Consider the following 24,080-nt stretch of genomic DNA (forward strand, 5'->3'; position numbering starts at 1 on the left):
TTATGCCATCTGCCAGCGGAACCAAAATAAAATTAAAAATATCGCCTTGCGATGTCAGCGGTGGCGTCGCTACGGTCAACGACGATACGCCTTTTGAAGTGCTGATCAATCCGGAAGAATATAGTCATATATCCACCAACAAATATATTGAAAATAAAGCACCGGGACCGAATGGCGAAAAAAAATTCGTTAAATCCGAACCCGACCGGATTGAATTTAAAGAAATCGTATTGGATGGCACCGGTGTTGTGCACGGCACGACCAGCACCGTACTGCAACAAGTGGCGCTGCTACGCAAAGTCGCCTACACCTACGATGGCAGCGAGCATGAGCCGCCGGTGGTGGAGGTATCCTGGGGGCCAATGCTGTTTAAAGCGCGCCTGGAAAAACTGGATGTAAAGTACACCCTATTCAAACCCAGTGGCGAACCGCTGCGCGCCAGGGTCACGCTGAAATTTACTGCGTTTACCACTAATGAAGAAGTGTTTCGCGCGGCAAGTATGGAATCGCCCGATTTGACCCATCTGGTGGAAGTCAGGGCGGGCGATACACTGCCCATGCTCTGCCATAAAATTTATAAAGACAGCAGTTATTATCTGGCCGTTGCCGAGTTCAACCAGTTGCGCAGTTTCCGCCAATTAGCGCCCGGGCAACTGCTGCGCTTCCCTCCCTTGGTATAACACATGGCAATCTCTCCTTTAACCGATAGTCATGGCGTTCTCGGCTATACCATTCTGGTGGATGGTGCAGCAATTGCCGCCAGTATTGAAGTGGTATCAGTGGATATTCACCTTGCCGCCAATCGTATTAACACCGCCACGCTGGTGTTAAACGATGGCAACATGGCGGAGAATCTTTTTCCCACTAGTGATAGCGCTACTTTTTTGCCCGGGGCCGAAATCACCATTCAAGTAGGTTACGACCAGCAACAAACCAGTGTGTTCAGCGGCATTATCATCAAGCATTCGGTAAAAATCAGTAGCCGTAATTTCTCGCGGCTGGTGGTTGAATGCAAAGATAAAGCAATCGCTATGACAGTCGGCCGCAAAAATGCCAATTATATCGACATGAAAGACAGCGATATTTTGTCGCAGCTAATTAGTAATACTCCGGGCCTCAGCGCAACCGTCACTGCAACTACCTATCAGCACAAAGAGCTGGTGCAGTTTTACAGCAGCGATTGGGATTTTATGTTGGCGCGCGCAGAAGCCAATGGCATGTTGGTCACGCTGGACGCCGGTACAGTTACTGTTGCTGCACCGGCAGTCAGCAGCGCGGCAGTACTCACTGTCACCTATGGCATGGATTTAATTGATTTCAGTGCTGACATGGATGCGCGCGCGCAATTTCAAAGCGTTTCCAGTCACGGCTGGGATCTCGCCAGTCATACCCTGCAACAACAGACAGCAGCGCCGGAAACCTTGAATGAACAAGGCAATGTCACGTCTGCAACACTGGCCAATGTTATCGGGTTAAGCGATTTTCGTTTGCAAAGTACAGTGCCGCTGGACGCGGAAGAACTTACTACCTGGGCCAAGGCACAGCAAATAAAATCCGGCCTTGCACGTATTCGCGGGCAGGTGAGCTTTCAGGGCAGTGCACTGGCCAAACCCGGAACCCTGATTGAATTAGTGGGTGTTGGCGAGCGTTTTAATGGCAATGTATTTGTCAGCGCGGTGCACCACCACGTCGCCGAGGGCAATTGGATAACACGTGCTGAGTTTGGCATGTCACCCAGTTGGTTTACCGAAGCAGCCGATATTAGCGCACCACCGGCAGCGGGGTTATTGCCCGGCATCAGCGGTTTGCATGTAGGTGTGGTGATGAAGTTGGATGAAGACCCTAACAAACAATATCGGGTGCAAGTCTCCATTCCGGAAATGAGTGCCGCCACCGATGGCTTTTGGGCGCGGCTCACTAATTTTTACAGCTCTAATGGTGTGGGTGCCTTTTTCTTACCGGAAATTGGCGATGAAGTTGTGCTGGGTTTTTTTAATGACGACCCTTCGCATCCGGTCATTTTAGGCAGCCTCTACAGCAGTAAAAATAAACCGGCCTACACGCCCGAAGCGGCGAACAACACCAAAGCGCTGGTCACACGCAGCAACATGAAAGTGGAATTTGATGAAGAGAAAAAAATCATCACTATCACTACGCCTGCGGCCAATAAAATTGTCATCAGTGACGATGGAAAATCCATTTTGTTGCAAGACCAAAACAGCAATAAAGTCACGCTGGATTCGGCTGGCATCACCCTCGATAGCCCCAAGGATATTACGCTCAAAGCACAAGGCAAAATTGTGCTGAATGCCACCAATAATATTGAGGCAACGGCGCAAATGGATATCAAACAAACCGGCCTGAATATCACCAGCACGGCCAATGTCGGCTTTACCGCAAAGGGCAGTGCGACCGCCGAAGTGTCCGCCAGTGGCACCACCACTATCAAGGGTGCCATGGTGATGATTAATTAATGTGTATAACAACGGAAATTGATTATGCCACCTGCTGCGCGAATTACTGATATGCATGCGTGCCCCATGGTAACCCCCGCCCCGGTGCCAGTACCCCATGTGGGCGGACCGATTAGCGGCCCCTGTGTGCCTACGGTCTTAATTGGAAAATTACCGGCAGCCGTCGTTGGCGATATGTGTGTTTGTGTGGGCCCGCCGGATTCCATTGTTAAAGGATCGGCAACTGTCATGATCGGCGGCAAACCCGCTGCCCGCATGGGCGACACCACCGCTCATGGCGGCAATATTGTATTGGGCTTGCCCACAGTCATGATTGGCGGTTAATGCAATGAATTCAAAATCCTTTCTCGGCACCGGCTGGAGTTTTCCACCCACCTTTACCAGCAAAGGATTGGTCACCGTATCGGCTGAACAGGATATTCGCGAAAGCCTGCTGATTTTACTGTCGACCACTCCGGGCGAACGCACTATGCAACCCGCTTATGGCTGCGGATTAAAAGCCCATGTCTTCGACTCGCTCAATGAAAGCAGTTTTGCGGTGATGCGCGATCTGGTCGCTAAAGCCATTTTATTTTTTGAACCGCGCGTGACGGTTGAAAAAATCGATATTAATGACGAAGACTCCATCGAAGGCAAGGTACTGCTGGATATAGTTTACAAAGTGCGCTCCACCAATAATCGCTACAACCTGGTTTATCCTTTTTATCTCAATGAGGCCAGCAATGTGTCTGCGTGAGTTATTGCCAGTGAGTCATCCACATGGCAATTAACACTCTGGTGTTACGAGGCGCGCAATGAGCGAAGCGACCCTCGCATCAACATCGCCTGTGCGACAACTGCATGTCCGCGACGGCATGAGCCAACAGCGCCGCTATTTACCGGCGCTCGCATCAGGCTATTTCAATGTTGATGAAATGACGCGCGAACAATTGCTGACGCAAATGCAGGATTATGCTCGCCTGGTGAACATGGCAGGCGTGGATTTTTCTGCAGAAGATATTGATCCTGTATTGTTTGCCCGCGATGAAATTATGGTGATGGCACAAATCCTGTCCATCGATATCAATGAATTGGAGCGCCGCTTTAAAGCGCGCATGTTGCAAGAAGTAGATGACCTGCAGTGGACTATCAGCGAAGCAGATAACCCTGCATCAGTTGCCGGTATTATGCGATTGCTGGATCGCTGGCTGCATCTGTTAAAACACCCACAAAGCAGTGCCGGCGAAGCCGTCTATGGCTTGTTGGAAAGTGTTGTTCGCGGTTATGCGCGTGAATTAATTCGCGTGCGTGGAGCCATGCCGGTAGCGATCCAGCAATCCAATTATTACACCGATGATTTCTTGCGCCTGGTATCGGCAGCGGAGCCAACCGCTGAGACTGCAGCCCAGCCGATTGATAGTATTAATGTTCGCGCGCAATTTGCCTCACTGCTGAAAGCAGTCGACATGGTACAACAAAGTGCACGCGCCCATTTACCCGAGTCCCTGTCCAGTAAAAACCATGATCCGGCATTGGCATTGCGCGTCGCTTTTAGCGGCCTTTACCAGCAATTGCAGCAACGCCTTAATCAATTCACCTTGAATTTTATTGATTTTTATTTTGACCAGGTGCTGCAAACCAAACCCCGTGCACTGCAACCGGACCATGTATTTCTGGTGATTGAACCCGGCACAGCCGAACGCCATGTGGTATTGGGCAAGGGCACTGAATTTTTTGCCGGCATTGATTCGCACAGCCGCGATATTATTTATGCCAGTAATGATGAGGTTGTCATTACAGATGCTCAAGTGCACTCGCTGTACAGTTTATTTTTTCCGCGTGTCAGCCTGGACTTTCGCACCAAAGCCATTGTTGAACAACAAAGTACCGCTTCCGATTTTGCCAAAAAAAATAATCCGCAAACGAAACGCAGCCAGGTTGAGCTGGCGGATGGAGCCTGGTTAAACACCATTAACGCCGATGCCCGCGCCGATAAAAAACAACGCGACAAATACCAACCCCAAGCATTATTTGGTGCACCACGATTTGACTTGAGCGGCGATGGTCGCAGCAGCGATCAGGCCCAGAGTGCACGCCTGGGGTTTGCGGTGGCGAGCAACGTATTGTGGTTGCGAGAAGGGCAGAGGCAGATCAGTATTCACCTTGGTTTTGAAAGCCTGCGCAATCAACCCTGGACTAAACTTGTCAATATTTTGCGGCACTTGCCCAATATCAAAGATTCGATTGCCGACGATAAAGCAAAGTTTTTTGCCTATTTCAGCAAAATGTTCCAGTTGGCGTTAACCACGGCCGATGGTTGGCTGGAAATTAGCGAATACAAACCCTCCTACCAGTCTACCGATGCCAAGGTCAAACCCAATGCGGTACAGTTGGCCTTTTTGTTACCGGAAAATGCCCCGGCAATTTGCGCTTATAACCCCGACATTCACGGCGATCAATTAACGACTCGCCTGCCGGTCTTGCGCTGCACCCTCAGGGAAAATTATTTACAGTATCCCTACGATATTTTGCGGCAGCTGGTATTGCGCGATGTGCGTATCAATGTGGATGTACAAGGCTGTCACGATTTGTTGTTGCACAATAATATTGGCCAACTGTCACCGCTATCGCCTTTCCAACCCTTTGGCCCTATGCCGGAAGTCGGCTCGTATTTTATTGTCGGCCACGAAGAAACTCGCAGCAAACAATTGCTGGACTGGAATCTGGATATTGAATGGAGCGGGCTGCCCACCGTCAATGGCGGCTTCAAACAGTGGTATCAGGGCTATCAACAACCCCGTGAAAATGCGCAATTTGTTGCCGGTGTGAGTGTGCTTAGCGATGGCCGCTGGAAAACAGCAAACCAACAAATAGGATTATTTGAACAAGGGTTAAAGAATGGCAATACGCATTTGAAAAGCCGCAGTAGATTATCAGCTGCCAGCGCCATTCCCTATGCTAATCCGCAAGCGGTCACACCCAATCAAAAACCCTTTGTTTACACACCGCAAACCCGCAATGGTTTATTCAAATTTACCTTACAAGGCCCTGCCAGCGCCTTTGGCCATCGCGAATATTCCAATGTGCTAGCCGAAGTGTTAACCCACAATACCCGCGTTAAACATCCGCGCTTGGCGCGTCCTATTCCCAACCCGCCTTACACGCCGGAAATGAATAGCATTCGTTTAAATTACACCGCGCAGGCTATTATTACGCTGGCAGATACCAGTCGCGAACAGGATGCTTTGTACCAGGATCAATATTTTCACCTGCACCCTCTCGGCTGGGAAATGATTTCGCCACTGCGCCATCCACGCCTGTATTTTTTGCCGCAATATGCTGAAGCCGGTTCGCTGTTTATTGGTATTACTGCCAGCGACATACAGCAATTACATTTACTGTTTCATTTAAAAAATAATTCACTGCCGCTGGATGACACCCAACTCGCCCAAATTAACCAGCAGGAAAATACCAATCGCCGCAGCATTGGCGACTTTATCAGTTGGCACTACCTCAGTAATAACCAATGGCGTCCATTGGATATGCGCTGCCTGTTAAGTGACTCAACCCAGGGCTTTATGACAACCGGCATAGTCACATTGGCGATGCCGGAAAAAATGACCAAAGACAACAGCATTATGCCCGGCGGTTTGTATTGGCTCAAAGTCACCGCCAATCACTGGCTGCAAGGCTTCAGCGAATTATTTTCCGTCTATGCACAGGCGGTAAAAGCCAGTTGGCAGGCGGGTGATCACCCCGATGCCAGCGCCATGAATTTACCGGCAGATACCATTAAACGCCTGCGCAGAACAGTGCCCGGCATTAGTGGTGTGATGCAAATTGACAGTTCCTTTGGCGGTGTTCCGGCGGAGAGTCGCCAGCATTTACGCACCCGTATCAGCGAGCGACTGCGCCATAAAAACCGTGCACTGACACCGCTGGATTATGAAATGCTGATCCTTGAGCAATTTCCCCAGGTACATAAAGTCAAATGCTTTGCCAACCTGCGCACTAACCCGCAGGCCCCCATCAGCCCCGGTCATTGCTTGATTATTCCTATCCCTCACCAAGCACCAGAAAACGCCAATCACTTCCAGCCTTTTTTTGATGGCCATACCATTTTATCCATCAAGGAATTTGTGCAGGCACTCGCGCCCGGCGCAATAAAAATTGCAGTGGAAAATCCGGTGTATGAAGAGATTCAAGTGCGCTGCGCTGTGCATTTTAAAAAAGGGCTTCACCCTGGTCGCCACCAGAATTTACTCAATCAGGCACTGTGTCATTATCTTTCGCCCTGGATGCCTCAGGGAAATGCCGTGCATTTTGGCTGGAGCCTGAGTGAGCAGGAAATAAAATCCTTTATCCAAAGCCTGGATTACATTGATTACGTCACTGATTTTTCACTGCTGCGTATCGCACCACAACGTGACGGTTTATTTATTCTTGATGATACGGCCGCACCGGACCCAAGCGGAAAACTAAACCATCACTTTACGCCGACTTATCCCTGGAGCACGGCAGTGCCCATTCGCCATCACTACTTGCAAACCACTGAGTTGCATCGCCAGATCCGCGCCGAACGCACCGGCATGGATGAGCTGGAAGTAGGTAGCACCTTTATTATTTCTGAATAGATTTTTTATCGGGTAAATAGCTATGGAAAAATTGGATAGAAATGCACTTAAAAACAAATTCCGCAAAGGCAAAATGCCCTCGGAACAGGATTTCTCCAACCTTATCGATTCCATGGTCAATATTCTGGAAGAGGGTTTTGATAAAACCAGCCGCGATGGTTTAAAAATTTCACAGCTAATGGGCTCTGGACGGCTATTGAGTTTTTATAAAAATATCGCTGTTGAAAACCCGCAATGGTTTATGGAGTTGAGTAACAACGACAATAAATTGTACATAGGCACACCCACCAGCCCACGGGTATTAAGTTTATACAGCCACAATAATCAAAATGATGGCAACAACAACTTGCGGGTTGCGGTAGGCATTAATAAAGACACCCCGCGCACCACACTGGATGTGGACGGCACCATTGCCTCCAGCGGGCGCATGGGCCAGCCCGGTGATTTTCCCGCACCGGCCGACGGTAACTGGCATGACATTACCAGCCCGCTCACCGGTTGCGAAATGCTTGAAGTGGTGGCCGGTGTCGGCGGGCAGGATGCCGATGGCCGTTATGCACTCATCCATGGACGCGCGATGAATGCTTTTAATGGCAAAGGCAGTATTGAAATTCAGGACACTTATTTCGGCAACAAATGCAGCCGTCTGGAATTGCGCTGGCAACCGGTGCCCGATCTGGGACAGTTTCACTATAAATTACAAATCCGCACCCAGTGCTCCTATGGCAGTGACATCTGGATTCAATATCACCTGACTCGCCAGTGGTTTGATCCGCTGATGTTGCGCAGCAATCAGACTCCGGCCGAGTGAGGTGATTCATGAAACATTCCGCCGCCGAAACAATCCACCTTTATTTAACCCTGGAGCAAAGCAGCTTATTGCTGGAAGCCTTGATTGAACAACCGTTTAAAACGGTATTTGAAATTATTGGCTCACTTAATCTACAAGCACAGCAATTTTATCAAGCGCCCAGCGATCAGCAGCAACCGCAATTAATCATTTTGAACAACGCTGACTTTTCGCTGTGCATTCGCGCATTGGGCGAGTTGCCCTACAACCGCGTCAGTGGGCTCATCCATTATTTGCATCAACAGCTCAGTACGCAATTAGTGAATGCCGCTGAATTATCCGCAGACAATACCGCCACAGGGACACGCGCATGAATCTGCCCAATCCAATAAAAAAACAGGGCATTAAACGCCTGACCGCCGAGCGCGATGCGTTTGATTTTTCCCGCTTGCGGGAACAAGGTGTCGCCCAGTTACAGGAATTGGCGGGCGATATCTGGACGGATTACAACTTGCACGATCCAGGCATTACCATTCTGGAACAATTGTGTTTTGGTTTAACGGAACTGAGTTATCAAAGTAAAAAGCCCGTTGCGGATTATCTTGCCAACGAGCGCGGCCATATTGAATATCACCAATACGCGCTATACAAACCGCAGGATATTTTTCCGACTCGCCCGGTGACCATAGAGGATTATTGCAAACGCATTTTGGATGAAGTGCCGGAAATCGATGCCGTGCACATAGCTACGGTTGATGAACCGGGGCGTTTTGGTGCCTGCCTCTACGATATTTCCCTGACCTTGTTACAGCCGCTCACAGGCCCCGAATATAGCGACGACTATAAGCATCAGGTAAAACAAAAAGTCGCCCGCGTGTATGCGGCCAATCGCAACCTTGGCGAGGACATTTATCGCATCCATATTGAAAATAGTCGCCCGTGTTTTTTAAAAGGCGTTATTGAGACAAACGGTGCGCGCAATACCGCCGATATTTATGCCGATGTTTTTTTTCTGGTTGCCCGAAAAATTTCATCCGATATTCGCATAGAGCGTTACGAAACACTGGCGCAGCAACAGGATTTGGAAACTATTTTTAATGGCCCGCTCACACGCCACGGCTATATTGACAGCGAAGGCCTGAACAACCCGAACCCGGGCAAAGCACTGGATGAACTCAATGCACTGGTAGCCGCTGTTGAGGGTGTCAACAAGGTGTATCACCTGGAACTGGTTGATGCAACCGGCGCAAGTCTGGATGGCGATGCCTTAACGGAAGATTCCTACTTTTTAAAATTCCCGCAAAACCTGGCCCAGCAAGCCTGGATTAAAATTGATTTTAACCCCGGCAAAACCACAAACTCACAAGGAGTGATGAAAGGCGGCAGCAACCTGCAGGAAAAGTTGATGGCAGAAGCCCAGCGCGCCTTACAGAAACTGGAATTTGAATACCGCGCCTTTCGCAATAATAAAACCGATACCAGCCAATTTGTGGTGTTGCCCCAAGGTCGGCAGCGGCATTCAGTGGCGTATTATTCGGTACAACATCACTTTCCTAATGTGTATGGCATCAACGCAGCGGGCGTACCGCACTATGAAACGGCAGAGCGCAAAATGCAGGCGCAACAGCTCAAAGCCTATTTGTATCCCTTTGAGCAGTTAATGGCGAACATGCAAGCCCACTTGCATAACTTGCAAGCATTATTCAGCCTGCGCGAAACACCCAACCAGAGTTATTTTTCCCAATTTCTCGATAACCACCATATTCCAAACCTGGTGGCGCTCTATAAAGATCCGGCCACCCAACTGGACAATATCCAAGCAATCCAGGCTGACTACGACCCGGCGTTTGATCGCAAAAGCCGCGCGCTGGATACCTTACTTGCACTCTATGGCGAAACCTTTTCGCAGGAGGCACTGCTGCATTTTAATTACTATCACCAGGAACAGCCGGACTATTGGGCCATTGATAATAAAATCCGGTTTTTATTGCATCTGGTAGAAATCAGCCAGCATCGTCAGGGAGCAGTGAATACCAGCCAACCACAGTGGCAAACCAGTAACCTCAGCAGTTTGCATAAAAGAATAAATATTTTATTGGGCATCCAGCAGTTGGATAATCTAGTGCCGCTCAGTCATTGTTTTACCCTGAATAATATTCAACTGGTGCCAGATGACGTACTTTGCAAAAAAAGTGCTTTCCCAGCAGGCGATGCGACAGAAGCAGTGCCTTATTTAAATGAACAGCAACAACAGCGAATCCAGGGATGGACCTATACGCCCAATAAACAACTCACCCTTTGCCCAACCATGATTCGCGAGGGAACCAATATAGATGCTTATTGCCTGCGCGGAAAAGATGATGCAGTTACAGTATATTTTTACTCCCGCCCCAAAAATATCTGGACGGCATTAAAACAATTTCCGGAAAAATCACAAGCGGTGGCCTATGTTCATAAATTTAAAAAAATCATTACTGATTTAAACAGTAATGCAGAGGGGTTTTATCTACTCGAACATATTTTGTTGCGCCCGCGTAAACGCGCTAGCGCCGAAAAGGTAGAGGACTTCACCCAACCATCAGACGAATTTTTTCATGGCCGGATCAGTTTTATCTTTCCCAACTGGACAGCCCGTTTCGCCAACCCGGCATTTCGTCAATTTGCAGAAAAAACCATCGCCAACCAATTACCTGCACATATGTTTCCGCAAATCTATTGGCTCGATCAAACGCAAATGCTGCAGATGGACAAGCTGTATCGACCCTGGTTAAGTGCATTGGAACAGTATGAAAGTGCCAGATGCAGCGAAACGCCTCCGGATGACACTCAATTGGATAACATGGCAAACGAGGTGGATACACTGGGATTAAAACTACGTGACTGGCTTGAACAACACCCGGCCAGCATGGACTATTGGGTGTAAAACATGCACACACTCACACACCCTGTTACTGCAGATAAGCCTACTGGCGATCAATGGCGACGCCATTATCACCAGATTGGTGATATCACGGTTGACATGGTGTTTAGCAATGATTCACTTGCGCGACGCGAACAAGAAAGCCTGGCAGATTGGTTGAGCCGCGAATTATTGCCCGCACTGGATGAACTCTTCTCCTTCGCAGCACCAGGTGAGCAAATCATTCGCTTTGAGTCGTTAGAATTTGATTTTGGCAATTTACCGGCCAGTGATTATCGCCAAATTATTCGCGAACAGTTGCTGCAAAAACTGGCTCGCCTGATTAACGAAAAACAATTGCCTCTCACAGTACAGCGTGAAGAGCGATTATTGGTTAATCACACGACTGATGCCGCCTTGGCGTTACAACATTTATTGCATTACCTACAGACTGGCCAGTTTTCTGCGCAGCTAACCACCACAAACGCTCACGCAGTATCCACAGACAGAAAATTGCATCAGCAATTACTGGATTCCCTTGTGGATATACAGCAAATCGCCACTCAATTGCGAGCCCTGCCCAAACGCAACCTGTGGGTGACGCGTCTGCTGAAACAATTTTCCGAACGTCACCGGGTAGCACTCCTGCGCCAACTGGCACCGGGACAGGTGGCCTTAGCATTGGCATTATTGGATCTATTGCAATTATCTGATAGACAAACACTCTCGCATCACCAGGATTGGCAAATTACCGCAACATGGCACAGCTTGTTTGAGATTGCATTGGATGCTCCGACCTTAATCAATAAAGAATGGCTGGCCGCCCTAATTAAAAAAATGGTTGCCAGTACGCAAACCGATGAGCTGAGATTACTGCACACATTAATTGCACATGGCTCCTCAATCCTACTGAATTCGCCAATCACACGGGGCTCCCCAGATTCCGAGCATGCCAATACTACGCTGCACCAGCATTGGCAGCAGCTCAAGGTAATGGCGAGTGAATTATTAGAAAAAAATAATCCGCCAGTTAATAACAACAATCCAGTAGTTACGCATGACGAGAAAAAGCATCATGCTAATGACGAAACGGATAACAAAACAGAATTGACTGACACTCAGTCACTGTCCATACAACAGCGACTGGCGAGTATATTAATTGCGGGCGATGCTATTGCACTGGTGCAACAGTGGCCACAATTATTGCAGTACCACAAACCCCTGTTAATTGCTGGACTGAAACACTATTTAGTCAAGGCTGAATTGCGCAACCAATTACTGCATAAATTGCCGGTGGATTTTATCCCGCAGCTGCTGATGCTATTGGCGCCCGCCAGTCAATCTTTGCTGACTGCATTTGCACATCAGCAAGCGCAATATAATGCGTTACTAGAGGGCCTGAAAAAAAAATCGGCTATTGCTAATAGACAATCACAAGAATCAATAACCGATAACGCACTTACTACTGCCGAATGGTTGCGCAGTATTTATGGGATTATTGCTACCCACTTGTTTAACGCTCCACTGGAAAATAACGGAGAGCCGTTTGCCTTTGTTGCAACAGAAAACCTGTTACATGAAATAACTGCCCGATTTACCAATCAACACAATCTTGTTGCTAGCGAATTGTATGAACTCTGGAAGCCTTTGTTCGATAACAAAATAGATGGCTCTACATTCGATGACTCAGCAACAAGTTCAACCTCGAATCAGACACCAGCAGGAACTGATCCAGCAAAAACTAATCCATCAGCAACCTACACCGACTCCGCTTCAATCCAACAGCGTTTGGCAAGCCTGTTAATTGCGGGTGATGCAACGGCGTTAATGCAGCAATGGCCACAATTACTCTCGCATCACAAACCCTTATTAATTGCTGGGCTGAAACATTATTTGTTCAAGGCCGAGTTGCGTCAGCAGTTATTACTTCGCCTGGCGGTGGATTTTATCCCGCAATTGTTGGGGGTATTGGCACCTGCCAGTGAAAGACTCTTATCCGTATTTATGCAGCATGAAGCACAACTGGATGCCTTGGCAAAATATCTGGCGGATCGCAATCACACTGCTGCCGGCTCGCCGTCTCATCTAGCAATCAATCAAATAATCAATCAGACAACTAATCAAAAAACCAAGCAAACGCCTGCTAATACTCAATGGCTACGCGCTATTTATGAAATTATTGCTAATCTTCTGTTCACTAGTCGCCCAACAGATAATAGCGACGCAATTGTATTTTCCTTCACCGGAAAAACCTTATATGCCATCACTGAACACTACGCCAATCAACAAAATATACCCGCTGCCGGGCTGTATGAATTATGGGAACCTTTATTTAACGGGCAATTAGATATTGATCCCATCGACAACATTGAACATGCACCCACAATAAACACTACGCCGATTGATAGTGAAAACAATATACAACTGCCTGTAACTGCAGAGCAGCAACTCAACCAGCTATTTATAAATGCAGACATTCATGAATGGCGCAGGCTTTGGCCAGACTTGCAGCACAGGCAGCGCAAGGCAGCACGCATAACCATACAGCGACATTGGTTTAAGGCGGATATTCGTCAACCACTGATACAGAAATTACCCTTGCCGTTTATTCAGGACATACTCTTACTAATAGCGCCAGCACTTAATAACTTGATACAAACACTGATTCAACAACAGCCGCAGCTAATTGCTGAAGCACGCAGCCTTTCATCAAGCTCTGTATCCAGTGGTTTGAATGCTTTACGAGGTGAAAATTGGTTACGAGCATTGTTAAATCTACTGTCTGATGTAATTCCTGTTCCTGCCAATAATTCGAGTAATGCTGCAATTATTTCCATTCCATCGCCCATGCAGTTGGTGGAGGAATTGGCTAGAGACTATGCACGCAGGGAAAACTTACCAACAGATGCACTGGCTTTTATTTGGCGCCGTGTTTTTGAATCTGCCAACAGTAATACGCTTGATTCCAGCGATAGAACTTTTACTTCTTCTGCTACCCCCAGCGACACTACACAACTGCATAGCAATCCATCGTCTGCGGTTGACAGTAAACCCTTCGTCAATATCGATTGGCAGCAGAAAACAGCCAATGAGTTATTCGATTGGTGCCTGATTTTAAAAACAAGCAGTCATCTTCGCGCAAGCTTACCCAAAGACACGGATTTATTAAGGCGTTTGATTCATAGTTTTATTAGCCAAAGCCCTGCGTTTTCTGCAGATTTTCGCGATGTTTTTTTGTCCAGCATTGAGACTTATGCGGCACAAACAACCCAAACTACTTACTTTTTAAGCCAGCTGCTATTCAACTTGATCGACGGCCAGCTCATTGATTTTGAAACACTAGTGCAGGATTCAAACCCGGCGCTGGCCAGCCACACACAAGAGCACGCACTGCGCCAACGCACGGCTATTGATACTGGCATCAACACACCAGAAAACCATTTGCAAGAAATCCATCGACAAGAAAAAAACGAAATAAAAACTCCAAATCACACTGAAGAAGCCAGGGAGAATTCATATCAAGCAGCAGATGAAAATCACATTGAACAACGTATGAATCAACTCTTGCAGGAGTTGCTGTCACAGCAGATCGATCCCTTTGGCCTTCACATGAGTCCGAATTACTGGCAGCGATTAGTCGCACAGTACTTTTATCGCGAACATGCAACATCGAACACTCATCACGAATTGCTTCAGGCAATCCGTGAACAAGCGAGCAGCGCGGTTAATATCCATTATTTCTACCAACAGATAATGCATGCTTTGGTACACCAACAACCACTGGATCTGGAGCATTTTGCGCTTAGCCCTGCACGCGATAATACCGTCAAGCCAACAGCAAGATATGTGCAAGATCCTCTTGTAACACTGGCAGACAGTGAAGCAATGCAAAGCATTCACTTACCGATACAAGATGTCCGCACGACGGAGAAAACAACACCCGAGACATTAGGGAGCGAAGATATTGTGCAACAACCCACACTAAGCCTGGAACAATTACTGCTGAATAACGACACACCCGGCACCGAGCAATTGCAACAATTACAGCAACATGTGAATTTATTGTTGCAGCATTACACACCAGGACGTGCGCAGGAGTGGCTGTCGTTATTACGCAATAACCAAGCGGCCGCTCAATTGATTCAATGGGTTCCCGCGCATTTATTGCATCAGATTGTATTGCGCTTACATCCGGGACCGTTTACAGCATTGGAACCACTGGTAAAGCTGGCGACAGATGCACTGGCGCTCCTCCTCCCCAAAGCCGACCCATTGATGATCAAGCAGGCAAAATGGGAATTTATTTTTAAGCAACTATTTAATACAAGTGCATTGCTTGATGCCACTGAATTATTAAAACGCTGCTGTGAATACCTAGCGCAGACAGCGGGCCTGAGCGATACACAGCGCCTGGTGCAGCTGGCGGAACGTCGCCTTGCCTTATTAAAACCGGTTGCAACACAGCGACCAAACATGTCGCTTGATGAGGACAATAAAAATACTGAGCCCGCACTTAATTTTGATGCAGGTATGCATTTGAATAATGTGGGGCAAGTGCTCGCTGCTCCCTTCTTGCCGCGTTTGTTTACCATGCTGAATTTAACTGTCGATGGAAAATTTATTCACCCGGAGGCGGCTGATCGCGCCATTCATTTGCTGCAATTTATGGTGACCGGCCAAAGTCAAACAGCGGAATACGAATTAACCTTGAATAAAATTTTATGTGGCGTCAGTACCAGTATGCCTATTAGTGAAGGCATTGATATCACTGAGCAAGAACAGACCATTATCGAGCAAATGTTGCAAAGCATGATTCAACACTGGCGCGCATTGGGTTCAACTTCTATCGCCGGTTTGCGCGAAACTTTTTTGCAGCGTCAGGGCTGGCTGGTATTGGATGACGAATACTGGCGACTAAAAGTGCAAGAGCACACATTTGATATGTTGCTTGATCGACTGCCCTGGAGCATTTCCTTAATTAAGCATTCATGGATGGATAAACCCCTGCGCGTCTCCTGGCGCGAGCAATCGTAACAATATCGGGATAACTGCGTGAATAACCCTAACCTAATAGCGATGAGCCATAACAATGCCGCCAGCCTGGAGCGCGAACTCCAATGGTTTGCCGAGGTATTGAACCTGCGCTTTACCCACTATTTTGGCTCACCTGACATTCAAGCCAACACCGCCGATATTCGCACCCTGACCCCACCGGATATCAGCGCCGACACATCCAACTATGCAGGCCTGGTGCGTGATTACAACATGGGTTTTGATGAGCGCCTGTTATTTATTTTGTGTTTGATTCCCCATGTGCGACCACAAGCGCTGGATATTTTTTTCACCCAAAGCCAGATTACCGGCCGCAGCTATACCGAATTTGGCGGCTGGCGCGGCAAGGCGCACAGTGGTTTTTTGCCCACGGCAGAAACGGCGGTATTCCTATTGGCAGGGCAAGATTTGCAACTGCGGTTTGCTGCGCTGCAATTATTTGATGAGCAGCATTATTTTTTAAAACAACGACTGATCAAACTGGAACATCAAGCCGCCGGTGAGCCATTTTTAAATGCCACTATTTCGGTGACAGCAGAATACCTGCACTGTTGCACCCACGGACAGGTGCATAAACCGGATTACAGTGTCGAATTCCCGGCCAAACTGATTACCAGTAAATTGGATTGGTCAGATCTGGTGTTGTCACAAGATGTGATGGAAGAGATAGATCACCTGCATACCTGGCTGAAACAAGGTAAGAATCTGGTTAACCACTGGCAATTGGAAAAAACTGTCAAGCCAGGTTATCGCAGTTTATTTTTCGGGCCACCGGGCACCGGCAAAACCCTCACCGCAACCTTGCTTGGTGCCAGTGTCGGCGTGGATGTGTACCGTATCGATTTATCCATGGTTGTGTCCAAATACATAGGCGAAACGGAAAAAAATCTGGCGGGTGTATTTGATCAAGCAGAAAATAAAAACTGGATTCTATTTTTTGATGAAGCCGATGCCTTGTTTGGTAAACGCACCCAAACCAGCAGCTCCAATGACCGCCATGCCAATCAGGAAATTTCCTATTTATTGCAGCGCGTGGAAGATTTTCCCGGTGTTGTCATACTCGCCAGTAATATTAAAGCCAATATAGATGAAGCCTTTGCGCGCCGCTTTCAATCCATTATTTATTTTCCTTTGCCCGATGAAGTAGAGCGATTGCGATTGTGGAAAAACTTATTTCCCAATACCCAATTGCTCGCTGACGACGTAAACCTGCCAGCGCTGGCAGAAAAATATGAACTCTCCGGCGGCTCACTAACCAACGTAGCCCGCTATGCCGCGATTCGCGCAACCCGAATGCAACGAAATAAAATTGAACATGCTGATTTGTTGCAAGGTATCAACAAAGAACTTCTCAAGGAGGGGCGCACGCTCTAGCTGACTATGACTTTTGCTACATCGCTAAGATCGCTTGCACTGCTGTTAGGTTTCTTGCTGCCGCTTTGCGCAGCAGCACAAAACCTGCCTGAAGGTGCCACCGCGAATAAGGACAAATGCCTGGGCTATGAATTGCCTTATAAAAAATATTCGCGTGCACAAGTAACCCGTATTCAAGCGGATCTGTTCCAGATTTATCAGGAAGATCCCGAATGGAAAGCAGCGGCCAGTCAACGCGGTCAGCCACTTAATGACGGCTATATGGGGCCCATTACCTGGTCGTGGATGCAGCGTTTTTGTGGTCATTTTGCGCTGGCTCAGGCGGCAGATATTGTCAGTGAATTCCCGGCACGCTTAACTGCTATCGCAGGGTTTGCCCAACAACGCCCAACGGAAGTAACACAATTAGTTAGCAGGGAGTTTGCTGTCTGGAGTGTAAATCACCACACGGCTTGTACCTTGAATACCCAGGACATTCTCTATCGCGGTAGCGATGCACAGCTGCTACAGCTCTTGCTCTGCTACCAGGACAGTGTAAACCCACCCCCGACTATAGAACCCAGCCGAACTACGGCGACTAAAGTAGATCCTCACCGTTTATACGTGCTCCGGGAAGAAGATTTTGTAGCACTGGAAAAACCGGAAGCATTAGTAGAGTGGGTAAAAAAACTGATCGATAAACCCTTTGCAGATGAAGCCAGCGCTGCTCTTGCTATTAATGATTTATTAAAAGACCAGACAGAAGAATGGCGTAATCAAATACGCGAGCAGATTATTGCCAAGCTGACACCACAGAATACTTATCAATTAACGGATGGAATTCTTGAATCACTGTTTAAATCCGGCATTGGCGATGCATTATTTGTCGAATTGAAAGCCGTACCGCAAACGGTGTACACCACAGAAGAAAGTTTTAAAGCGGTTATCCGTGCGGCAATAGAAAAAGCCAGTGCCGCGGAAATATCAGCGACTACTACCAACCCTGCACCCTCCGGTGAAGGGCAAGCACCTGTTAATTCTACGGTTGATAATCCAGCAAACATTCAATCCAGTGCCAGCCAATCCAGTACCAGTCAATCAAACACAATTCAAACAAACACTAGCATTCAAAAAAATCAGGCTAATTTGCTACTGATTGTACTGGCCAGTAAGCAAAAAAGCCTATTGCTCACGGAGGAATCGGCACAGAGTATTATTAGTACCATTCCCCATTTCCCGCCCCGGTTAATTCAATTGTTAAGGGTATTAAAAGATATCGAATACCCGGAGGGTGAGTTGTTGCACTATGCCGTGCAAAATAAATTGATTAAGGGTTTATTAATTTGCAAAGTAGATAAACCCAATACCCTGGATATTAATATTGATCGTTTGAGCCCTACGGAAAAAGAGGAACTGCGAACAGAATTAGCCACTATTTTTCCATCCAGCGTAACAGAATCAACTGACTTACCTATTTGCAATGAGACGCACTATCAAAATATTCAACGCGAATACAACCAGTCGTTGCGCGGCGCTATTGAGCAAGTGTACAGCGAACCCATGCCGGAATATAACGCACTGGATATTCAATGGAGTGGCGATGCCTGCGGTTGTGTACCCAAGGAAATTGCTACAACGGCCTATGGTATTTATCCCTATTGGCACACCACAGAAACACCGCAAAAATTTGATTTCAGTACATTTTCCCGCGTTGCCTATTTTGGTTTAAGCGTAAATAACAACGGTCATCTGGTTCAAATTAATGCTAAAAATCAGGCGCAGACTCTAGCCCATAGCCATACAGAATCCAATAAAGCGTTTATATCCACCGCGCGCCGCTATGGCAGCAAAGTGGATTGGATTATCGAAAAGGATTGGAGTGAATACAGTAACGAAGCTATTGATTCCAGCACCGCACCGCTGGAAGCGGTTCTTAATAACCTGAAGTTAAATATAGTGACATTGTTGGCTACACCGCTAACAGACGTCGAATCTGTATTGAGGCCCTACCTCAGTTTGGGCATTGCCGCCCAACCAACCAATGGCGACGGAGTGACCTTGTATTTCAAAAACTTCCCTACCTCCGATGCTGCCAAAAAAATATTTGAATCCTTCTTTAATAATTTGAAACAAGAATTAAAAGTGCTGGCGGAAAAGCGTGATAGCTTTCACCAGAATAAAAATAGAATTTATGTCAACCTGCTTATAAAACAGGATGAATTTACTGCCGATGAAGGTGTTTTCACCAGCATTAATATTGACCAACTACTGAATACCCAACAATTAGTGGATAGAAACCTATCGCAAATTGAAATGCAGGATGAGGTGCAATCTGTGGTTGTTCTTATGCTGGAAGAACCTTATTACAGTGCACTGGATGAGATCTATGCCCTGACATCTGGCACCAGTCGCGCACTCATTATGCCGATGATGATTGCCAACTATGCCGACATGAATAAGCGCGAACAACGCGACGCCATGAGAAAAGGTATGGCAAGTGACGAGCGGTTTAAAAAATTGGCCTATATCCATGAGAGTTTTGGTGGCGGTGCCTTTTGGCCAATCACCACTTGGGATAAACCGGGTTACGAAGGCTTTAACGATTATGTCGCCACCCATTTTGCTCCCGGCTATTCGGAGTCGGGCTGGAATGAAAAGCTCTGCGCCTATCGCTGGCAATTAATCAGCATTATGAATATCTGGTTAATTGTGGCCATTATTTTTGTACTGATTGTTTTTTATATTTATCCACAAAAATGCAAAAGATTACCACCTTATATCGACTGGCTATCCAAACCCGCTACTGTGGTGATATTGCTACTGCCACCCATTGCGCTCTGGGATTATCTTTTACTTGTGGATAAACAATTTCCGTTTTTCAGTTTACCCAGCCTGCTGTGCCTATCCCTGATAGGGCTTGCTGTGTGGGCAGGCATTGATTCCATTAAGGAATTAAAAAAGGTCAAACCTAACCGTAATTTATTGCAATACCAAAAAGCCATTGCCAGCCCCACACGCACAACAGCAACACCTGGCAAAGGCGATGAAACAGACGACACGGATACAAGTGATACGAGTAAATAGTTATTGAAATCAATACCGGCATGAACTTTACTAAATCCAATCATCAACAAAGGATTAACGCGGGAGCAAATTATGTCTTACACCAGCAAGCAAGCCGCACGTGAATCACACGCCGCCGAACAACAAGGCGCAAAACCATCAGCACAACTGTTCAGCGACCAACGCACCTCGACCAGTGCGCAATTAAAGCAGCAGCACATGATGGGCGCTGTGCAACGCATGGGGGCAGAAGAAGAGGAGCCATTACAAGGTAAATTCGCAACACTGCAACGCGCAGAGGAAGAAGAATTACTTCAAGGAAAATTTAATTCAACCGCACCAGCGCAACTCGAACAGAAACCCAATAACACTGGCTTGCCGGACAAATTAAAATCCGGCATCGAAAATATGTCCGGCTATTCCATGGACGATGTAAAAGTCCATTACAACTCCGATAAACCTGCACAACTAAATGCGCATGCTTACGCACAAGGCACTGACATTCATGTTGCACCCGGCCAGGAACAACATTTGCCCCACGAAGCCTGGCATGTGGTGCAACAAAAACAAGGGCGCGTACAACCCACTATGCAAATGAAAGCTGGTGTGCCGGTAAATGATGATACAGGATTGGAACATGAAGCGGATGTGATGGGGGCAAGGGCATTAGGTATTGGGCAATCGAGTTATGGCGTAAATAGCACACAATTAAAAATTAAGACAACTGTGAGTGCCAAGCCTATTCAGTGTTATCTGACGCGTGCGGAGTCCGCTGCGGGAGATATTTTACATCGCGATAGGGCTGATATTTTTGAAGCGGCTACGTTAGACAAATATAGGGATGTTGCAAGAGCGTGGTATCCCAGTATGAATGATAAAGTTGCAGCTGTAACGGATGCTATTGAAGACGACCGCGATTTAGATTACATACGAATGTCAGGTGATACATTGACGGATTATGCTGGTGCCAACGCCATGGTGGGCGATGCTCGAGAACATATGTACGTTCATCGAGGCAATACTATTTATCGAGGTGATAGGACAAGAGAGAAACTTCCACACCCTGCATTGGTTGGTTATGACCCTGATGTTGATGGCGCAGGTACATTGCGCGCAACATTTAATAATAATACGTTGCGAATTAAAGTGACGAACTCTTCCGGGCATTTTCGACCACCTCAAGTAGATGAGGCAACCAGGAATAAAGTAGAACAAAAAGTGAGGAATGGAAAACCACCAGGGACTCGAGTTTTTGTAGATATTGTGGATGTCTAATTGCTGTACTGAAAATTAATCGAGGTCACATGATGAGTTATATCAGCAAAAAATCTGTTAGTGATTCCGGGGCACCAAAAAAAATTGCTGATATGACAGCCGCTCCAGCATTTTCAGATCAACGCGCATCTACTGCTGTACAATTAAAACAGCAAGGGATGATGCACTCAGCTCATTCGCCGAATTCAATCCAACGATTAAGCACGCAAGAAGGTGAACCACTGCAGAGAGAATTTGAAAGCGAGGCGCCCGTACAACAGCAAGAGGCCACCGCCAAAACCCCAAACAACACCGGCCTGCCCGACAATTTAAAATCTGGTATCGAAAATTTGTCCGGCTATTCAATGGATGATGTAAAAGTTCATTTCAATTCAGATAAACCCGCACAATTAAATGCTCATGCCTATGCGCAGGGAACTGACATTCATGTTGCACCCGGTCAGGAACAACATTTACCCCACGAAGCATGGCATGTGGTGCAACAAAAGCAAGGCCGCGTGCAGCCTACTCTGCAAATGAAAGCAGGTGTACCGGTGAATGACGATGCAGGTTTAGAACATGAGGCTGACGTGATGGGAGCCAAGGCGTTAAATCCACAACCTAATAGAGATTTAACTGTTTCTGGGAAACCAACAACGTCAGCATTTCAGCTTGAAACAAAAATTAAATATACGCCAGGCTATTACACTTATAATCAAAAGTCCCATGTCGTTGGATCAAAAATGGTTGCAGAACTTGATCCTAATGATGAAGTGAATGGTTCTGAACCGGGCAGCGGTGTACAAAAAACTCTTATGGAAGATTTAAAAAATGTTGGGACCTTTAAAAGTATGATTCGAGGCCATTTATTAAATGACAATGTCGGTGGACTCGGAGTGGCAATGAATCTATTTCCGATAACGTCACAAGCAAATTCACGACACAAAAATTATGTCGAGAGCTATGTTAAGCAAGCCATCAAGGATGAGGGTAAAGGTAAAAAACGAAAGTTAATATATAGCGTTGATGTAGATCCGGCACCTGAGTCTGTTGACTCAGTTACACCAACCGCGAGTTTTGTGTGTGATGTACGCTGGGATGATGGTACTAAAGTGGTTAGCAATGTGATTGCATCCAATCCTCAAGCAGGCACCACTGGCACTGGCGTTGTTAAGGATTCGAAAGCAGTGAGTAAAACATTTCGAACAAAAGACTTGCCTAAAGGTTGGGGAAAGATTGGGGCGGGTTATGTAAATGGAAATTCCGATCACGACAATACACGTAAACGTACGCAAGTAGAAGGAATAGATAAAATAAAGCTCACCGGGGATGAGTATGGACATTTTGGAAAAGGTGAACCGGAAATTGATGTTGTTGCAGAACAAGCAAGAACAATTATTGAAGACACATTTGATGATACTAGTGAAGACTACATGATGTATATGGCAGACATTGATCAGCACGAAGCTGACGATAATTTGCAGGGGCTAATGAAATACTTTGGAGCATGATCATGTAAAAAACTCTGTGTTAACTATAAAGGCTTCACCGATGGGTTTATTACCCTATCCCGCACAAACTCAAATGCCTCCGGGCCCACGCTGTATTCACCGCGATAGGGGTTATCCATTACTGCAATCAGATAGACCAATAGCCCCAACAAGGCCGCCATTAAAATGTTGAGCGTATTGTGCAAGCGGTAATTGTCGACGATAAATAACCAGCTCACCATAATATTTAAAAATGCACCAACGACTATAACGACATACATTGTCATAGGTAGGCCGCTGTCTATGCTTTGCAACCTTGCATTATTTAATTCCAATAATTTATTAAATTGACGCAATACTTCTGCATGGACAGTTTTTTCACACTCAGTTAACTAGCTATTCAACCTCCAGCGCTTGCTGAAAGATTTTTTTGCCGCGCAAATAACGTTTCAAACAACTTTCATCTGCCAATACTTCCAATAATGCGGTATTAAAATCGTAAACCCGCGTATCCAGGCCTTTGTGTTCGATTGCGGCTTCAAAGCCTTGGGAGTGGGCATCGGCGGCGAGGGCGACGGATTCAATCATGCCGGTGGCTATAGCCATATTGGCGGGATCGGCAAAAGATTGTTCGCAGGCTTGTGCATCGGTTGCGTGAAAATTGCGGCAGCGATAGGGACGTACAGGGTAGGCGCTGCATTGGTTGTCTTGCAGCAGCGGGCATTTCATATTGGTGGTGAGATGTTGTTCCGGTGTGATGCTGCGAATGATGGCGGCATTTTGCTCTGCATCGCGCTGCACTTGTTGAATTTTTTCCGCACTGAAATGCTTATGCAGGTAATCCTTGATGTTCAACATTTCGTGAGCACGCACTTCCACTTTGTAATAGCAGCAAAATGCACAACCTGCCTGACAGGCTGGTTTGGTGCTAGCTGTTTGAATAGTAGAGGCGATTAAACGATCGTAACGTGCAAACGAGTGAGTTAACGCCGCTTGAAATTGTTTGGCAGCAGGTAATTGCTGACTCGCTTTTTGAAATTCTGTTTGGGCCGTCTGTTGAAAAAAATCATTCATGGCTAGATTAGCTCTTTG

General features: G+C 46.8%; 15 protein-coding genes. 13 read left to right on the plus strand and 2 right to left on the minus strand.

The features are described from left to right. The first annotated feature begins 2 nt into the window (after positions 1 to 2). From B0D95_RS14135 to B0D95_RS20660, 13 genes are all read left to right on the plus strand, one after another. Positions 3 to 680: a peptidoglycan-binding protein gene (locus B0D95_RS14135; protein WP_078044500.1), complete on the plus strand. Its 678-nt coding sequence runs from the start codon at positions 3 to 5 to the stop codon at positions 678 to 680. Between the two features lie 3 nt (positions 681 to 683). Further along, entirely contained in the window at positions 684 to 2,474 is a 1,791-nt protein-coding gene (gene vgrG, locus B0D95_RS14140; protein WP_078044501.1) for a type VI secretion system tip protein VgrG, read from the plus strand. Between the two features lie 24 nt (positions 2,475 to 2,498). Beyond that, positions 2,499 to 2,798: a PAAR domain-containing protein gene (locus B0D95_RS14145; RefSeq protein ID WP_078044502.1), complete on the plus strand. Its 300-nt coding sequence runs from the start codon at positions 2,499 to 2,501 to the stop codon at positions 2,796 to 2,798. A 4-nt stretch (positions 2,799 to 2,802) separates the two neighbouring features. Continuing rightward, positions 2,803 to 3,210, plus strand: a complete 408-nt coding sequence (locus tag B0D95_RS14150) for a GPW/gp25 family protein (RefSeq protein ID WP_078044503.1) — start codon at positions 2,803 to 2,805, stop codon at positions 3,208 to 3,210. Positions 3,211 to 3,268: 58 nt separating this feature from the next. Then, on the plus strand, positions 3,269 to 7,087 hold the full coding sequence (locus tag B0D95_RS14155) for a baseplate J/gp47 family protein (protein WP_078044504.1): 3,819 nt from the start codon (positions 3,269 to 3,271) through the stop codon (positions 7,085 to 7,087). 22 nt (positions 7,088 to 7,109) lie between these two features. Then, positions 7,110 to 7,898 carry a hypothetical protein gene (locus tag B0D95_RS14160; RefSeq protein WP_078044505.1) on the plus strand — a complete coding sequence of 263 codons (789 nt, stop codon included), beginning with the start codon at positions 7,110 to 7,112 and terminating at the stop codon, positions 7,896 to 7,898. An 8-nt stretch (positions 7,899 to 7,906) separates the two neighbouring features. Further along, positions 7,907 to 8,251, plus strand: a complete 345-nt coding sequence (locus B0D95_RS14165) for a hypothetical protein (protein WP_078044506.1) — start codon at positions 7,907 to 7,909, stop codon at positions 8,249 to 8,251. After that, on the plus strand, positions 8,248 to 10,800 hold the full coding sequence (locus B0D95_RS14170) for a hypothetical protein (RefSeq protein WP_078044507.1): 2,553 nt from the start codon (positions 8,248 to 8,250) through the stop codon (positions 10,798 to 10,800). Before B0D95_RS14165 ends, B0D95_RS14170 begins: the two co-directional genes overlap by 4 nt. A 3-nt stretch (positions 10,801 to 10,803) precedes the next feature. Further along, entirely contained in the window at positions 10,804 to 15,810 is a 5,007-nt protein-coding gene (locus tag B0D95_RS14175) for a contractile injection system tape measure protein (RefSeq protein ID WP_078044508.1), read from the plus strand. 18 nt (positions 15,811 to 15,828) lie between these two features. Then, a complete protein-coding gene (locus B0D95_RS14180) occupies positions 15,829 to 17,202 on the plus strand; it encodes an ATP-binding protein (RefSeq protein WP_246841610.1) in 1,374 nt (457 codons plus the stop codon). 6 nt (positions 17,203 to 17,208) lie between these two features. Next, positions 17,209 to 20,265 carry a hypothetical protein gene (locus B0D95_RS14185; protein ID WP_078044510.1) on the plus strand — a complete coding sequence of 1,019 codons (3,057 nt, stop codon included), beginning with the start codon at positions 17,209 to 17,211 and terminating at the stop codon, positions 20,263 to 20,265. A gap of 72 nt (positions 20,266 to 20,337) precedes the next feature. After that, entirely contained in the window at positions 20,338 to 21,519 is a 1,182-nt protein-coding gene (locus B0D95_RS14190) for a DUF4157 domain-containing protein (RefSeq protein WP_078044511.1), read from the plus strand. A gap of 29 nt (positions 21,520 to 21,548) precedes the next feature. After that, positions 21,549 to 23,009: a DUF4157 domain-containing protein gene (locus B0D95_RS20660; protein ID WP_246841611.1), complete on the plus strand. Its 1,461-nt coding sequence runs from the start codon at positions 21,549 to 21,551 to the stop codon at positions 23,007 to 23,009. Between the two features lie 23 nt (positions 23,010 to 23,032). Here the strand turns inward: B0D95_RS20660 and B0D95_RS14200 are convergent, their stop codons facing one another. Then, positions 23,033 to 23,275, minus strand: a complete 243-nt coding sequence (locus tag B0D95_RS14200; protein WP_342351834.1) for a hypothetical protein — start codon at positions 23,273 to 23,275, stop codon at positions 23,033 to 23,035. 109 nt (positions 23,276 to 23,384) lie between these two features. Further along, positions 23,385 to 24,062: a YkgJ family cysteine cluster protein gene (locus B0D95_RS14205; RefSeq protein ID WP_168172459.1), complete on the minus strand. Its 678-nt coding sequence runs from the start codon at positions 24,060 to 24,062 to the stop codon at positions 23,385 to 23,387. Positions 24,063 to 24,080: the final 18 nt, after the last annotated feature.

It is taken from the genome of Cellvibrio sp. PSBB023, assembly GCF_002007605.1.
In the GTDB taxonomy this organism is placed as follows: Bacteria; Pseudomonadota; Gammaproteobacteria; order Pseudomonadales; family Cellvibrionaceae; genus Cellvibrio.